Annotated in this window: 13 protein-coding genes and 2 pseudogenes; 3 read left to right on the top strand and 12 right to left on the bottom strand. The window is 62.5% G+C overall.

The genetic code is table 11. From position 1 onward, the window contains the following. Positions 1-234: 234 nt before the first annotated feature. The 4 genes and pseudogenes from BLW25_RS24125 to BLW25_RS22010 form a co-directional block, all read right to left on the bottom strand. A pseudogene (locus BLW25_RS24125) lies at positions 235-366 on the bottom strand (IS5/IS1182 family transposase); the annotation flags it as partial. A gap of 149 nt (positions 367-515) precedes the next feature. After that, positions 516-1,565 (bottom strand): glycine betaine/L-proline ABC transporter substrate-binding protein ProX, encoded by a 1,050-nt coding sequence (proX, locus tag BLW25_RS22020; RefSeq protein WP_216279483.1) that lies wholly within the window; start codon positions 1,563-1,565, stop codon positions 516-518. Positions 1,566-1,653: 88 nt separating this feature from the next. Then, a complete protein-coding gene (locus BLW25_RS22015; protein WP_092904188.1) occupies positions 1,654-2,583 on the bottom strand; it encodes an ABC transporter permease in 930 nt (309 codons plus the stop codon). After that, positions 2,576-3,700: a quaternary amine ABC transporter ATP-binding protein gene (locus tag BLW25_RS22010; RefSeq protein WP_216279482.1), complete on the bottom strand. Its 1,125-nt coding sequence runs from the start codon at positions 3,698-3,700 to the stop codon at positions 2,576-2,578. Before BLW25_RS22010 ends, BLW25_RS22015 begins: the two co-directional genes overlap by 8 nt. 262 nt (positions 3,701-3,962) lie before the next feature. Between BLW25_RS22010 and BLW25_RS22005 the strand changes: the two genes are divergently transcribed. Further along, positions 3,963-4,592 (top strand): cysteine hydrolase family protein, encoded by a 630-nt coding sequence (locus BLW25_RS22005; RefSeq protein WP_171909711.1) that lies wholly within the window; start codon positions 3,963-3,965, stop codon positions 4,590-4,592. Positions 4,593-4,614: 22 nt separating this feature from the next. Here BLW25_RS22005 and BLW25_RS22000 read toward each other — a convergent pair whose 3' ends face one another. The 7 genes from BLW25_RS22000 to BLW25_RS21970 form a co-directional block, all read right to left on the bottom strand. Beyond that, on the bottom strand, positions 4,615-5,208 hold the full coding sequence (locus tag BLW25_RS22000) for an amino acid synthesis family protein (protein ID WP_092904184.1): 594 nt from the start codon (positions 5,206-5,208) through the stop codon (positions 4,615-4,617). Then, complete coding sequence (locus BLW25_RS21995) at positions 5,205-6,014, bottom strand: alpha/beta fold hydrolase (RefSeq protein ID WP_092904182.1); 810 nt, start codon at positions 6,012-6,014, stop codon at positions 5,205-5,207. The genes BLW25_RS22000 and BLW25_RS21995 overlap by 4 nt, the downstream gene beginning before the upstream one ends. After that, positions 6,014-7,072: an LLM class flavin-dependent oxidoreductase gene (locus tag BLW25_RS21990; RefSeq protein ID WP_092904180.1), complete on the bottom strand. Its 1,059-nt coding sequence runs from the start codon at positions 7,070-7,072 to the stop codon at positions 6,014-6,016. Before BLW25_RS21990 ends, BLW25_RS21995 begins: the two co-directional genes overlap by 1 nt. A 12-nt stretch (positions 7,073-7,084) precedes the next feature. Continuing rightward, positions 7,085-8,593 carry an aldehyde dehydrogenase gene (locus BLW25_RS21985; protein WP_092904178.1) on the bottom strand — a complete coding sequence of 503 codons (1,509 nt, stop codon included), beginning with the start codon at positions 8,591-8,593 and terminating at the stop codon, positions 7,085-7,087. Next, positions 8,590-9,627, bottom strand: coding sequence for a flavin reductase (locus tag BLW25_RS21980; RefSeq protein ID WP_092904176.1), 1,038 nt, complete (start codon positions 9,625-9,627; stop codon positions 8,590-8,592). Before BLW25_RS21980 ends, BLW25_RS21985 begins: the two co-directional genes overlap by 4 nt. A gap of 93 nt (positions 9,628-9,720) precedes the next feature. Next, the gene (locus tag BLW25_RS21975; RefSeq protein ID WP_092904174.1) at positions 9,721-11,475 is read right to left on the bottom strand and encodes a helix-turn-helix domain-containing protein; all 1,755 of its coding nucleotides are present in this window, start codon (positions 11,473-11,475) and stop codon (positions 9,721-9,723) included. 104 nt (positions 11,476-11,579) lie between these two features. Then, positions 11,580-13,142, bottom strand: a complete 1,563-nt coding sequence (locus tag BLW25_RS21970; RefSeq protein ID WP_092904172.1) for an acetolactate synthase large subunit — start codon at positions 13,140-13,142, stop codon at positions 11,580-11,582. A gap of 105 nt (positions 13,143-13,247) precedes the next feature. On the opposite strand from BLW25_RS21970, the pseudogene BLW25_RS25545 reads away from it, so the two are divergent. Continuing rightward, positions 13,248-13,352: pseudogene (locus tag BLW25_RS25545) on the top strand (IS5/IS1182 family transposase); the annotation flags it as partial. A gap of 63 nt (positions 13,353-13,415) precedes the next feature. On the opposite strand, the gene BLW25_RS21965 reads toward BLW25_RS25545, so the two are convergent. Beyond that, positions 13,416-14,567 (bottom strand): ATP-binding cassette domain-containing protein, encoded by a 1,152-nt coding sequence (locus BLW25_RS21965; protein WP_216279481.1) that lies wholly within the window; start codon positions 14,565-14,567, stop codon positions 13,416-13,418. A gap of 60 nt (positions 14,568-14,627) precedes the next feature. Here BLW25_RS21965 and BLW25_RS24800 point away from each other — a divergent pair, with 60 nt between their 5' ends. Then, positions 14,628-15,086 (top strand): TRAP transporter substrate-binding protein, encoded by a 459-nt coding sequence (locus tag BLW25_RS24800; RefSeq protein WP_216279480.1) that lies wholly within the window; start codon positions 14,628-14,630, stop codon positions 15,084-15,086. Positions 15,087-15,103 lie beyond the last annotated feature (17 nt).

The following is a 15,103-nucleotide window of genomic DNA, read 5'->3' as shown; positions in this document are numbered from 1 at the left end:
GGAAATCGCGCGCGCTTTCTTTCCTCGGCTCTTTGTCCCAGCCGATGGACTGAAGGCAGAGAGCTCGCCAGGCGCGCGCTGATCGAGAGAGCGTAGCGCTACAGGATGAAGCCTGCGCGACGAATGCCGGAACGAGGAGATCTTCGACATCGTGGCCGGTGCCCGTCATGCTGCAGGTTGCAGCACGCAAGAAGCAAAGTATCCTCAGGCCGTATGTAATCGCATCAGAACAAGTTGGCGATGCCTATCAGAGTCATAGCCTCTGTCGGCAACCAGAACAGCGGGCTGCGGCAGGCTCTCGGCCATCGCCAGATCATAGCTTGTATAGTCGGCATCCTGCCCCGGCGTGAGCTTGGTTCTCACAGGGCCTCGAGCTGTACGATCACAGCGCCCTTGTTCGAAAGATCAACAGTCATCAGGGGATCCGTCAGGGAGCAGGTCATGGGGCTGGGAAGGGCTGCAAGGGAAAGGCGGCGGGAGAGCCTCCCGCCGCCTTTCCGGATCTGATCGCTCCCTCAGTTGGCCGCGGCCTTTGCGTCTGCAATCCAGGTGTCAAAGGTTGCCTGATTGGCCGCGATCCAGTCCTCAGCGACCTTCTTCAACGCCCGATCCGAGCTGTCCGCCTTGACGGCGACTTCCCAGTCAGACCAGGTGGTTATCGGCCATTCAATCTCTTCGGAAAGCTTCGCAATGGCCGGATTGGTGGCAACGAAATCCTTATTGGCGGTGATGCGCCAGTTCCAGGCACCGGTTGCCATCTTGCAAGGATCCTGATCTGCCGCGCAGCCCAGAACGCCGGCCACGTCATGGCCGTCATTGCTGGCAACGCTCTCCGGGAGCGCATCGAAGGGAATCGGCACCCAGACAACATCGGTGCCCGGCACCAGGGTCTGGGTCACGAAAGAAGGGCTCCAGGTGTAATAAAGCACTGGCTCGCCCGAGCGGAAGCGGGTGAAGGTCTCAGCCAGCAGCGGCTCATATTTGGCGCGCACCGATTTCACGGTGTCCGACAATCCGAAGGCTTCGAGCTGAAAATCGACCACGTCGCCGCAGCTCCAACCCGGATCGCAATTCATCAGATTGGCAATGCCGTCGCCATCGGTGTCGAAAAGCTTTGCCAGATCCGGGTCTTTCAGCGCCGAGATATCCCGGACGCCATGGGCATCGGCGGTGGCCTTGTCCATGACATAGCCGTTATAGCCGCCGCCGATGATGGTGCCTTCTCCCAAGAGATCCAGCTTGTCCTCGACCTTCTCGAAGGCCGAAAGGCGCTGCGGCATGTTCACATCGGCCGCAATATCCATATCGCCCTGAGCGGCCGCCTGGAAGAAGGCCGAGATACCGACATTCACGACCTGGACGTCATAGCCCAGCTCTTTCATCGCTGCGATCAGGATCTGGTTCTGCACATAATTCGCGCCAAGGCTGTCCCCCTGGGCAAAACGTATCGTCCTGCCCGCGCCTGGCAGGTCTTCAGCCATAACGGGCGCGGCCAGAAGCATGCCAGTGCCCAGAAGCGCTGCACGGAGCGCATGAGCGGGCTTCAGTCTGCGGAGGGTGGTCATTCTGTCAGTCTCCCTGAAATGACTGTTGGATCTTGTCCTGGTATTTTTTTTCTGGCCGGCCCGGCATCACCCGGGGGCGGCCAGGACCTCAGTTCTCTGACGAGGCCGGTTTTTCTTTCGCGTCCGAGGTGAAGACGCGTCGCCACCAGGTGCCGAAGCCGGAACGGTAATTCTGCCCGGATTTGCGGTTGGCGAGTGCCTGGGTCAGGCGGTCCAGCATGATTGCCATCAGCACGATTCCGATGCCGCCCACCGCCGCGCGCCCGATATCCAGCCGCCCAAGGCCCTGCAGCACCACAAGCCCCAGCCCCTCGGCGCCGATCATCGCCACGATCACCGACATGACCATGGCCATCAGCACGGTCTGGTTCAGCCCGCCCAGGATCGTCGGCATCGCCTGGGGCAGTTGTACTTCCCACAGGATCTGTCGGTCGGTCGCGCCAAAGGCGACACCTGCCTCGATCAGCTCGCGGTCTACCATGCGGATGCCGAGATTGGTGAAGCGGATCAGCGGCGGCACCGCGACCACGATCACCGCAACTGCGCCTGGCACGGTGCCGACACCGAACAGCATCACGACCGGGATCAGATAGACGAAAGATGGCGTGGTCTGCATGATGTCGAGCAGCGCGCGCACCACATTCCAGACCCGGTCATTGCGCGCACACCAGATGCCGATCGGAATGCCGATCACCACACAGATCACGATCGCAGTGGCAATCAGCGCGAGCGTGGTCATCGTCTCGGGCCAAATTCCGATGAATAGAATCGCCAGCATCGAGACAAAGCAGAAGCTCCCCACGCCGCGCCCTGCCAGCCGCCAGGCGAAAGCCGTGACAAGCGCCACGAAGACCACCGGAGGAGTAGCCTGCAACCCGCGCTCGATCCAGAAGAGCAGTGTCTCGACCGGCCATTTGATCGTCAGGAACAGTGGACGCAGATTATAGGCGATCCATTCGATGGCCGCCTGTATCCATTTGTCGAGCGGGATGAAGCCCTGCGGGATCAGATCATACATGGCGGTCTTCCTTCCCGTCCTGGCCAATGGTCGTCACTTGCCCGGGCATCCGTGTTCCCGAAAGCCCGCCCAAAAGTGCATCGGTGGTCAGTTGCCCGAGGAAACGCCCATCAGCATCCGTCACTGCGACCGGGCGACCGGCGGTCACGCTGGCGGCAATGTCGATCAGTTTCATATCGGCGGGAACACTGTCCCACTCCGCCCCGCCCGAAGTGAGACCCAGGATCCGGCCGGAATCGTCCAGCCGGAAGGGGCCCGGGCTGCGCATCTCATCCGTCAGCAGCGCGGCTGCATCGAACAGCCGCGCGCGGTCGACATGGCGGGTAAAGGCCGCGACATATTCATGTCCCGGATCAAGCACGACCTCTTGCGGCGTGCCTTCCCGGATCACGCGGCCATCTGCCATGATCGCGATCCGGGTACCGATCCGCAGCGCCTCCTGGAAGTCATGGGTGATGAAGATGATCGTTTTGTGCAGCGTCTCCTGCAGCCGCAGCAATTCATCCTGCATATCGCCCCGGATCAGCGGGTCGAGCGCGCTGAAGGCCTCATCCATGATCAGCACATCGGCATCGGTCGCCAGTGCCCGCGCCAGACCGACGCGCTGCCGCATGCCGCCCGACAGGGCCGAGGGCAGATGGTTCGCCCAGGACGAAAGCCCGACCACCTCCAGCACCTCGCCCGCCTTTTTCAGACGCGCCGCCTCGGCCATGCCACGCAGCTTCAGCCCGAAGGCGACATTGCTGATCACGCTTTGCTTGGGCAGAAGGCCGAAATTCTGGAACACCATCGAGATGCGGGTACGGCGGATCTCGCGCAGCCGTTCCTGTCCGGCCTTCACGATATCCTCACCATCCAGCCAGATCTCACCGGCATCGGGGTCATGGATCCGGTTGATGCAACGGGCCAGCGTCGATTTTCCGGAACCTGACAGGCCCATGATCACCGAGACAGACCCGGCTGCGACCTTCAGCGAAACCCTGTCAACGCCGACGACATGATCGGTTTCCCTCAGGATCTGGTCCTTGCCCTTGCCCTCGCGGATCATCGCCAGCGCCTTCGGGACATCCGGGCCGAAGATCTTGTACAGATCCCAGATCTCTATTCTGCTATCCACGTTACCTTCCTTACCCGGACCCGCCCGGTCACCCAACCGGCTGGCCATCCCCGTTCTGGGTTCGTTGCGCGGGTTCGTTGCCCGCCCGCTGTTTCAAACATGAAAGCCCACCATAACATTTCGCGTCTTCCTAGATTTCGCAGGAGGCGGGGGTCAAATTTCCCACTCATCCCTAGAAGGATTGCCACTGTTTTGGTTGCTATTCCCGAAGTTGAACAAAAGAACCGGTTACATGGGCCCCACCAGCATGACCCCTATCTTCATGTCTCCTGCATTCGCGACCCCGGCACTTCTGGTCATCGACATGCAGAACGACTTTGTTTTGGACGGTGCACCGATGAAGGTGAAGACCGCAGCTGCAACCGTTCCTGTCCTTTCGCAGCTGCTGGCCGGGTTTCGGGCCGCGAAACACCCGGTCGCCTTTACCCGCTATATCGCTTCGCCCCGCTACCGGCACCTCGCCGCACAACGGCCCTGGCTGAACCTGCTGGAGCCACCGCTCAACGCCTGCCGCCCCGGGTTTCTGCGGCATTATCCGGGTCTGCCTGAGGCGATAGACTGCGCCGACATGATAGACGCGCTGAAGCCTCTGCCGGGCGAGATCGTCGTCGACAAAGCCTGGTTCAGCGGGTTTCACGAAACCGATCTGGAGGCGCAGCTGCGGGCCAGCGGGGCCGACAGCCTGGTCGTGGCCGGCACTATCACCGAGATGTGTGTCGAAGACACCGCCCGCCATGCCGTCCATTTTGGCTGGCCGGTGACGATCCTTTCTGACGCCGTCTCTTCCGATGATCGCCAGGGCGCGGCAGCCGCATTGAAGGCCTTTGCCCGCAACCATGGCGAGGTGATGACTAGCCAGGAGTATCTTTCCCGGCTTGCCATATCAGAATGATCGGGGCGGGCAGATCAGGCCGTCACTTTACCTCGGTCTCGCAGGCCAGTTCTTCCATATCGCTGAACCGGTCGCCGATTCGCGCATGGGGTCGCCCGCCATCCGCGACACCGATGGCGATTACAATCTCATCGGGGCCGGGCGCATCCAAGATCGAGAATTCCGCCGTCAGGAAATGCGAGCGCGCGCCGCCTTTGGTGATGTGTTTCAGCGGAAAAGTCACCGGATTGCCCGGCCCGCCGCGCTTATTGGTGAAAGAGATAAATTCGGTCGAATTCACCGCATCGCGCAGGAAGTTGCCAAAGCGCAGCGTGTGGATCAGCGCCGAGCCATGCTCGATCTCGCCATTGGTGCCGACAATCGCGCATTTGCCGAAAGCCTCGACATTCCCGCCACCGCCGACCAGCGGCATCAGGCGCCCGACCATCTCGCGGCCCAGAAGTGGCGCGAAGGCAAGGATTTCCGGGCGCAGATCCTCGACGAAACCACGGCCCGCCCAGGGATTTTTCAGAACCGCCGCCACTGCGGCGATGCGCAGGGGCTTCCCCGCCTCTTTGCCGCCCTCGATCAGCGTATCCTCGACATAAGCGACATATTTGCGAATTTCCGGTTTCATTTCCATCCCTCTGCGGTCTTCTCTATAGTCTTCGTCAACAAGGCGCCCAGATGGCGCGCAACAAGCCCAGGGGCCTCAAGCAGGATCGAATGCTTCAGCCCCGGCAGGATCGCCAGGTCAGATCCGCGGATCTGATCGTGCATCAGCCGCGACATGCGCGGAGTCGATCCGATATCGGCCTCGCCGGTCATCACCAGCGTTGGTGTGGTGATACGGTGCAGATCCCCGGCCAGATCCGAGTGCGCCAGCACTCGGTAGGCAGCCATATAACAGGCCGGATCATTCTCCAGCGCCTTGGCCCGCCGCGCGGAAATCGCATCGGGGTTCTTCGCCAGAAACTCCGGCGTGAACCAGCGCTCCACCGCATTGGTAAGATGGGTCAGCGGCCCGTCCCTCTCCAGCGTCGCAAGACGCTCTTCAACCCGTGCCCGCTCGCCTTCGTCACGGCCCGCGACAGTCGAGATCAGCGCCAGGGCGGAAAGCCGCTCCGGCTGGTGGATCGCGAGCTGCTGCGCGAGAAGCCCGCCCAGCGAGAAGCCGAACAGCGCCACCTGATCAAGCCCGAGATGGTTGATCAGCGCCAGCACGTCGCCCGCCATCAGCTCAAGGCTGTAAGGCCCCGGCGCCCGGCCCGATGCGCCATGCCCCCGCAGGTCGAGGCGGATGTGACGGCCCGGCGGCATATGCGGCAGAACCGGATCCCAGGCCTCAAGCGTTGACCCGACGCCATGCACGAAAACCATCGCGCGGCCCTCGCCCGTCTCCTCATAGCGCAGGCGACAGCCCTTGTGTTCGAAGTCGGGCATCAGACCGCCTCAGGCGCTGCGGTTTTCGCGCGAAAATGCGGGATCACGCGGTCGCAGAACAGCTCGACCGAGCGGCGGGCGACATTATGGGGCAGGCCAAAGCTGGTGCCGAACATGAAATGCCGGATGCCCGCCGCCTGGTAGCGTTCCAGTTTCGCAATCACCTCGTCAACCGTGCCGAACATCATGTTTTCACACAGGTTTTCTGGCTGAAATTCATCGCGGTTGGCGACGGTGTCGAAATCGACCAGGTCGGGGAAGCCGTTCCTCACCGTGGCGATGTTTTTGAACAGGTTCTCGAACCCGCGCCCGTAATTGATCATCGAATGCACCGCGATGTCACGGGTGGCCTTATCCTCCCAGACACAGCCTAGTCGCATATTGGCATGGTTCAGCCCGGTCGCCTTATGGGCCTGCATCGCGGCCTGGAAACGGGCTTCCAGCACCTCGACCTCGGCAAAAGACCGGCGCAGCGCGGTGGACATAACCGAACATCCATTCGCCACGGCGAAATCATGCGAGGCCGGATCGCGCGCGGCGATCCACATCGGGATTTCCTTTTGCAAAGGCTTGGGCGCCGCGGTCGTGGCGGGGAAATTCCAGATCTCGCCCTGATGTTCGTAATCGCCCTGCCACAGCGCTTTCACCGCCGGGATCAGCTCGCGCATATAGCGCCCGCCTTCTTCTTGCGGCATTCCGCCTGCCATACGGTCGAATTCATACTGATAAGAGCCGCGCCCGAAGCCGAGCTCCAGCCGCCCGCCGGTGATCACATCGCAAAGCCCGGCCTCACCCGCCAGCCGGATCGGATTCCAATAGGGCGCAGAGATCACGCCGGTCCCGAGCCGGATCCGCCGGGTATGTGCCCCCCAATGGGTCAGGATCTGGAACGGATTGGGCGAGGCGGTCACCTCAATCGTGTGATGCTCGGCGGTCCAGACCGTGTCGAAACCGCCCTGATCGGCGATCTTCACCAGATCCAGCGCGTCTTTCGCCACCACATCCATCGCCATGGACTCATCGAAACGCCCATAATTCAGCGCGAGAGAAAATCTCATCTTTTCCGCTCCTTATTTCGCGACGCGCATGACAAAGGCATCCTGAGTCTGGCCCGAATAGTCGATGACAACTGTCTTGATCCGGCTGAATTCCTCGATGGCGGCAAAACCGTTATGCTTGCCATAGCCCGAGTCCCGGAACCCGCCCGAAGGCGACATGATCGAAGGGCTGCGATAGGTGTTGATCCAGACCATACCCGCCTCGATCCGGCGCATGAATTTCAGCGCGCGATTCATGTCGTTGGTCCAGATCCCCGAGGCGAGGCCATAGGCGGTGTCGTTCGCCAGTTCGATCATTTCGGCATCATCGCGGAATTTCAGCACCCCCAGTACCGGGCCGAAGATCTCTTCGCGTGCAAGCTTCATGTCATTGGTGACATTGGCGAAAACGGTGGGCTCGACATACCAGCCGTTCCCGAGCCCCTCGGGCCGGCCGCCGCCCGCAACCAGCGAGGCGCCCTCGGCCTTGCCGCTTTCGATAAAGCTGCCGACCTTGCCGACCTGCGCCCAGAGCGCCAGCGGGCCAAGCTGGGTGGCCTCATCCGTAGGCGCGCCGACGCGGATTTCTTTGGTGCGCTGGACAAGGCGGTCGATCACCTCGTCATAGATGCTTTCATGGACAAACGCCCGCGATCCGGCGACGCAAGTCTGGCCACCAGCCGCGAAAATGCCCGAGATCACCCCGTTCACCGCGCGATCCAGATCTGCATCCTCGCAGACGATATGCGGGGATTTGCCGCCCAGTTCCAGCATCGCGGGTTTCAGGTTCTGCCCCGCCGCTCCCGCGATCAGACGCCCGGTCGCGGTGCCGCCGGTAAAGTCGATCTTATTGACGCCGGGATGGCGCACGATGGCGTCGCCTACGGTCGCGCCGTAGCCGGTCACCACGTTGAACACACCAGGCGGAAACCCCGCCTCGGCCACGAGTTCGGCCAGCGCCAGTACCGCGGCCGAGGCATGTTCCGAGGGCTTCACCACCAGCGCATTGCCCATTGCCAGCGCCGGCGCCATGCAGCGGTTGAGCAGCAACAAAGGCGAGTTCCACGGCACAATGGCCCCGATCACCCCCACCGGCTCGCGCAGCGTAAAGTTCAGCATATCAGGCTTGTTGACCGGGATCGTGGTGCCCTGAACCTTGTCCGCCATCCCTGCGAAATAGCGCAGCCCAACCGAGACGGCCTGGGTCAGCGCCCGCATCTCACGCAGGATCTTGCCATTGTCCTTTGTCTCAAGCTGCGAGAGCCGCTCGACATCGCGGGCCACCAGATCGGCCAGCCGCCCGATCATAATTCCCCGATCAGATTGCGAAATGTCGCGCCAGGCGGGATCGCGCATCGCAGTGCGGGCGGCCTCGACTGCGGCATCCACCTCGGTCTCAGTCGCATCGGAAATCGAACACCATTCCTCACCGGTCGCGGGGTCGAAGCAGGCAATCGGCTGCCCCTGCGAAGCCCGGAATTCTCCGGCCACGAAGATCGGCAGGCGGCTCCCCTCCAGCGCCTCTGGCGTGAATATGGTCATTTCGGCATCCCCTCTCTCAGATAGCTGTCGGGCTGGAAAATATCGGGCCAGCGCTCCGAGCCGCCGGTCATATGCGAGACACTGCCCGGGGCCTGACCCCGGGCGACATAGACACCGTAGCGGCCCTTCCGGTGCTCGCGCCCATGGCGCAGCAGCACATCTCGCATTCCAGGATCGCGGGTCAGGTCAGGCGGCAGATCATCCGGCGCGAAAAGGGCCATATCGGCGGGCAGAGCCGCGAAAGGCTCCAGTTCGGCCATAAAAAAGAAACGGCTCTCGCCCTTTTCACCATCGTCATAGATCGAATAGGGATGGGTTATCGTGACCGCAGCACCGGCTTTTGCCAGCTCGGTTTCGCAGCCATTGCGGGCATGACCGAACAGCGGCTGCACTGGACCGAGTGGGAGTTCCCAGGTGCCCTCGGCCGTGCGCCGCAGCAGCACCCGCCCCTCATGCAGCGCCACGACGCCGACGCGGATACCGCCTTCGGGCATCGTTGACGCCAGTTCGCGGTAACGCCCCCGCGAGAAGACCAGCGGCTCGGCGCCGGTCGTCATGCTGTCCAGCACCTCACCGATCAGGATCACATGATCCCCGGCATCGACCAGCTGGTGACGCACGCAGGCGAAGGTCGCCGCCGCGCCGTCGATCAGCGGCAGGCCTTCCGGACCCGCATGCCAGGCCAACCCTGCGAAACGGTTGGTGACGGGGGTTGCGAAACGGTGCGACACCTCTTGCTGCCCGGCGCTCAGGATATTGACCGCGAAATGGTCTGCCATGCTGAAGGTCGCGAAATTCGATGAGGTCTTGCCCGGACAGACCAGCAAAAGTGGTGGGTCGAGCGAGACCGAGGTGAAGGAATTGGCGGTGAACCCGACCGGTCGGCCCCCGGCATCGCGCGCGGTGACGACGGTTACACCGGTCGCAAAAGCGCTGAACGCCTGGCGCAGCGCCTTTTTTCGGGCGAGCGCCGCCTCATCCACCCCCCCCTGAGGAGTCTGTGGCGTGGCATGCGTTGAGAGAGCTGAAGACACCGCTGCATCCGAATATCATTTATCCCGGATGAAGCTTAGCAATCCCCCTTCCGCCCCAGCTTCCAATGAGACGGTTAAAGGCGGCAGAAAAAATTACTGCTTTTGATAGGAATGGCGCAGATGATAGAGGCGGATCGCGATTTCCAGATCGAAACAGGTCTCGCTGTCTTCAAAATCAATGCCATAGCGTTCGGTGAACCGCTCCAGCCGGTAGCGCAGGGTCGAGACATGGATGCCCAGCTGATCCGCCGTTTCCTGCAAGCGCCGCCCCGTCGAAAGCCAGGTGCCCAGCGTCAGAAGAGCGGTGCGGCCTTTCTCGGAGCCGCCATCCAGCAGCGGCTCGATGGTGCGGGCAAGGAAGGCCTCGGCGACGGTTTCGGGCAGGCTGGCCATCAGGCGGGGAAAGTAACCGATCTTGCCGCCGCTGATCCAGCCTTCGGCCTTCATCGCAAGGCCCACATCCAGCACGCGGCGGCAGCCGGCCCAGGCATCGGCATAATCGCCCAGCCGCGTCATCGGTTCTGACAGGGTCAGCGAAAGCGGCCGGTGCCAGGCGGGTTGTAACTGGCGGAGCAGTGCGGCCCGCGCCTTTTCATCGCTCAGCCCAGGATGTTCCGGCACCAGCAGGCCGAGACGGTTGCCCTCCATCAGCGAAAGCGAGGCGCCGCACATCGCTTCGACCTTACGCAGGATGAAGCTGTGCATATCACCGGGCAACCCGCCTTCCGAGGCCTGCATCATGAGCACCCGGCGCGGATCCTCCGGGGTAATGCCCAAAAGTCGGAACTCGGCCAACAATTCGGTCATATCGCCCGAGCCGGAGACAAGCTGCTGCAAGGCCCGCCGCTCGACCAGGCTGCGGCTGCGAAAGGCCATATGATTGCGCAGGATCAGCGTAGACAGGGCCAGATGCGCAGCCTCGACCGAAACCCATTCCTGCGCTCCCACCTGCTCAGGCGCAATAAGGAACAGGGCGCCGACATTCTCGCCATCAATGGCAAGCCCCTGAACCCGCAGCCGAACCTCATCGGACCCCAGCCGGAAGGACACATCCGCGCTGTCCTTACGGGACGTGGATTGCCGCGCCAGCCGCATCAGCGCCGGCAGATCCTGGCGCAACGCCTCGGACGGTTCTGCTCCAAGCGTCGTCTCATCGCAAAGCAGGCTGCCGGTGGTCAGGTCAATCGCGAACCAGCGTGTCGGGATCAGCTTGCCAAGAAGCGGGAAAATCCCCGAGGACATGCCGATATTCAGCGACCCGGCCAGCGCTGTCGTGAGATTGCGCAGGATCTGGCGCGATTTGCCGGTGGCCTCTTTTTCTTCGGCAAGCCGGAGCATCTGGCGCACGGCGATATCAGCCAGATCGGCAAGGCATTGCAGATAGGCCAGCTCTTCGTCATCGACATCAATGATCTGATGCGAGATCACCGTGAAGGCCAGTGCCCGGCCCTGGCGGTCGGGAAATTTCAGCGGGAAGAAGGCAACTGTGTGATAGCCCCGCTGCCTCGCATCATCACGAAACCCGCAATAGCGATCCTGCTCTGCCGCATCGCGGATGACGACAGGGCGGCCTGTCTCGACAACCGAGAGGATCGGGCTGTCGGCGGCGTCCCATGAATCGGGTGGGGCCCGCGTATCGGTCTTGAACGGATTATAGCGGATGATCGGGATGGTCTTACCGCTGTCCTGATCAAGCACCTGGATGCTGCTGAAATTCCAGATCGAGTTAAGGCAGACCCCTTCAACCAGCCGGACCAGCAGTTCATCGGGATCGTGACTGTCCTGGATCAGCCGCGCAATCCGCGAGAGGTTGCGGAACTTTGCGGCGCTGTTGGTCTCAACGGGCATGACCTCTCCTTACCTGCATCAGACCTGCTGCCCCCGGTGACGGGAGGCGAGGGCTTCGTGATTACCCCTCTGCCGCCGTCTGTGCCAGTTCCCTTCCGCAACCATCAGGCAAAGCGGACATCAATCAGGTACGGCCCCCTGCGCCCAAGCGCGCCCTGCATCGCAGCACGCAAGTCGCCCAGCGTCGTCACCGCCTCGCCCGCAACGCCAAGCGAAGCGGCAAGCCCGACCCAGTCAATCGCGGGCCGATCAAGCGAAAGCATATCCATCGCCGTCGGTCCGGGATCCGCGCCGACTTTGGCATATTCGCCGACAAGGATCGCATAGCTGCGGTTGTTGAGGATCAGCGTCAGGCAATCCAGCCCCTCGCGCGCCTGAGTCCAGAGCGCCTGCATCGTATAGGCTGCAGAGCCATCGGCCTGCAAAGTGATCACCCGGCGCCCTGGGGCGGCCACTGCCGCGCCGGTGGCAACCGGAAGGCCGCCACCGATGGCGCCACCGGTGATATGAAGCCAGTCACAGGGCTCGGTGCGCCCTGCCCGTGCCGGAAAACCGGTGCCAAGCGTCAGTGCCTCGTTCACCACAATCGCATTGGCGGGGATCAGCCCGCAAACCGTCTCGGCAAAGCCTTCGGCGGTGATCTCGCCCTCGGGTTCTGTGAACGCGCTGACAGGTCGGACAGGCAGCGGCAGAACCGGCACACCGAGTTCCGCCGCCAGCGCCTCCAGCGCTGCCTGGGCATCATCATCGCGCCCCGATAGCGCGATATGCTGCGCGCCGTCCCGTGTCACGAGGCTGGGCCTGCCGGGATAAAGAAAGAAGGCGGTTGGCAATGGGCATCCGACCGTGATGACCCGGGTGAAGGGCGCAAGTGCGGCCAGCGCGAGATCGACCGGATAGGGCACCGGCTGGATATCCAGCGCATCGCGCCCGCGCGGCTGCACCGCAACCATGCCGCTGGATTTGATTTCGGCCCCGGTTGCGGCTGCAATCGCCGCGATCAGCGGGTGGGCAGCACGGGTCAGGCCCGCAGTCCCAAGGACAATCACCGTCTTTTCCTGCCCGCGCAGCGCGGCGGCGGCCTCGCGGATCACCGCGGGCTCCGGTGCAACGAGAGGCGACCGTTCCGGCGCTGCCGCAGCTTCGCCGCCCTCGCTCCAGGAGACATCAGCGGGCAGAACCAGGGTCGCCACACGGCCATGACCGGCCCCGGTGCCTGCGGCGGCGATGGAATGGGCAGCGTCGGTTCCGATCGCCTCCGGCGCTGTGCCGATATGGAACCAGTCCGAGCTGGCCCCGGCCAGCGCCGCGATATCGGTGGTCAGCGGGCTGTCATAGGCCACATGCGCCAGGGCATGATCACCGGTAATATTGACGATGCCGCTTTCGGCGCGGCGGGCATTGTGGAGATTTGCGATCCCGTTGGCCAGGCCCGGCCCGCAATGCAAAAGCGTTGCCGCCGGGCGACCCAGAACCCGGTAATAGCCGTCGGCCATGCCGGTCACGGTATTTTCCTGCAAACCCAGCACGCAACGGATACCTGGTATCCGGTCCAGTGCCGCGACGAAATGCATCTCGCTGGTGCCCGGATTGGCGAAACAGGTGGTGATCCCGCCGGAAATCAGCGAGCGGACCAATGCTTCAGCCCCGGTTTGCGCTTTCGTCATGCCGGCGTCCTCTGTTCTTCCGATCTCCATACAAAACCATAACACAGCTGGACAGTATTCCTATGAAATCTAGGAAAGGGGCATGTGATCCTCGTTGTCTTCTGGCGGCGGGCGTCACCAACTTATGACGGCGACAAAACCGCAGACAGTTTCCTCGGCTTTGTCTACGTTACCTGCCTCAGGCAATGGCTCCGCAATTTGTCAAAATGACCTATGCGGTTGCTTCGGATGACATGCCCTTCTGAACCAAATTTCCTGCACAGTGGTGTGTCATCAGAAAATCAAATTGCCTGCCTCGATCAGCCCGCGCGTATAGGCTTGGCGCGGTGCATTCAGCACCTGGTTTTGCTGACCCTTTTCAACGATCTTGCGCTCTTTGAGAACGACCAGGTCATCGGCCATGCCGGGCAGGATGCTCAGATCATGGGTGATCAGCAGGAAGGCCACCTGTTCACGGTGCTGCAACTCTTGCAACAGGGAGAGCACTTCTTTTGGCACCGTCGCATCCAGCGCCGAGGTCGGCTCGTCCAATACGACAAGCTTTGGCGAGGAGGCGAAGGCGCGGGCAATTGCCACCCGCTGCTTTTGCCCGCCCGAAAGCCCCGCCGGATAGCGCGATGCCAGCTCAGGCGGCAGCCGGACCAGATCGAACAGCGCCCGCATCCGCGCCCCGGGGTCAGGTGCTCCGGCAAGGTACGACGCCCTTTTCAGGATGTCGCCGACCCGATGCGCGGGGTTCAGCGTCGCATCAGGGGACTGGAAGACCATGCGCACAAGGTTCCGCTGTTCGAGGCTGCGGGCTGCCCCCGCGGCGGGAAGACCGCTGCCCGCCATTTCGATCTGGCCGTCTTGCAGATCATGGATGCCGCAGATCAGCTTGCCGATCGTCGACTTCCCCGAGCCGGATTCGCCGATCAGCCCCAGACAGCGCCCTGGCGCGATGTCAAAGCTGATCTCTTGCAATACGGAATTGCTGGCGTTGCGGAAACGGTGCCCAAGGCCGCTCACGCGCAAAAGGGCGGGGGAGGAAACCGCAGCCGTCTCCCTGACTGAAACCGGAGCCAGCGCGCTGGCCAGAAGATGGCGGGTATAGTCATGCGCGGGGGTTTCGGTCAGGTGCCGGACGCTGCCGGTTTCAAGGATCTCGCCGCCGCGCATCACCGCGATCCGGTCAGCAAAGCCGCTGACGAGGTGAATATCGTGGCTGATCAGCAGATAGGCGGTACCGCGCCGCTGTTGCAGATCGGCCAGGAGCTCAAGGATCTGGTGCTGCACCGTGACATCCAGAGCGGTGGTCGGCTCGTCGAGCACGATCAGGTCAGGCTCTGGCGCCAGCGCGATGGCGATGGCCACCCGCTGTTGCATGCCCCCTGAAAGCTGATGCGGATAGAGCCCTGCCACCTGGCCGGGGTTCTGGATCTGCACCTCTCCCAGCAGTGCCAGAGTGCGTGCAGTCTGTCGACTGTCTCCGCGCTTTCGGGCTGGGTGCCGGAGAGCCAGATCCTTGATCTGCCCTTCCTGTTTCGCGACGCCGCACATCTTGAGCGCACCACATCCGGCGTGCCCGGGCAGCGGCTGCAGGATCTCTTCCGCGCGCAATCCTTTGAGGTGCCAGCTTTCATCAATTACGGTGCGCGCCATCTCCTTACGAAAACCCCTGTCACCACCCCCGATCAGCTGCAGGGCGTGAAGATCCGGGTCATCCAGAGCCCGCTGCACACGCAGCTCTGGTCAGCCTATGACGCTGTTCCGACCGGCATCCCGATCCCGGAAACCTATAACGCGCTGTCCACCGGCGTGGTCGATGCTATGGATCTGACGAAATCTGCCTATGCCGGTTTCAAGCTCTATGAGGTCGTGCCGCATCTTACCGAGACTGCCCATATCTGGGCGGCGGGGGTGATCTATTTCTCTGCCGCATTCTGGGGGGGGGCTGAGCGATGACCAGAAAACCGTCTTCA

Source organism: Rhodobacter sp. 24-YEA-8, from assembly GCF_900105075.1.
Taxonomy (GTDB): domain Bacteria; phylum Pseudomonadota; class Alphaproteobacteria; order Rhodobacterales; family Rhodobacteraceae; genus Pseudogemmobacter.
The sequence above is the reverse complement of the archived record's forward strand: the minus strand, read 5'-3'. Positions and strand labels throughout refer to the sequence as shown.

Excerpts from the sequence above, each read along its gene's own strand:
- BLW25_RS21985 (WP_092904178.1), bottom strand. The coding sequence starts at position 8,593 with ATGACCATATTCACGCCAGAGGCGCTGGAGGGGAGCCGCCTGCCGATC.
- BLW25_RS22005 (WP_171909711.1), top strand. The coding sequence starts at position 3,963 with ATGTCTCCTGCATTCGCGACCCCGGCACTTCTGGTCATCGACATGCAG.
- proX (WP_216279483.1), bottom strand. The coding sequence starts at position 1,565 with ATGACCACCCTCCGCAGACTGAAGCCCGCTCATGCGCTCCGTGCAGCG.
- BLW25_RS21990 (WP_092904180.1), bottom strand. The coding sequence starts at position 7,072 with ATGAGATTTTCTCTCGCGCTGAATTATGGGCGTTTCGATGAGTCCATG.
- BLW25_RS22000 (WP_092904184.1), bottom strand. The coding sequence starts at position 5,208 with ATGAAACCGGAAATTCGCAAATATGTCGCTTATGTCGAGGATACGCTG.
- BLW25_RS21975 (WP_092904174.1), bottom strand. The coding sequence starts at position 11,475 with ATGCCCGTTGAGACCAACAGCGCCGCAAAGTTCCGCAACCTCTCGCGG.
- BLW25_RS21970 (WP_092904172.1), bottom strand. The coding sequence starts at position 13,142 with ATGACGAAAGCGCAAACCGGGGCTGAAGCATTGGTCCGCTCGCTGATT.
- BLW25_RS22015 (WP_092904188.1), bottom strand. The coding sequence starts at position 2,583 with ATGTATGATCTGATCCCGCAGGGCTTCATCCCGCTCGACAAATGGATA.
- BLW25_RS21995 (WP_092904182.1), bottom strand. The coding sequence starts at position 6,014 with ATGCCCGACTTCGAACACAAGGGCTGTCGCCTGCGCTATGAGGAGACG.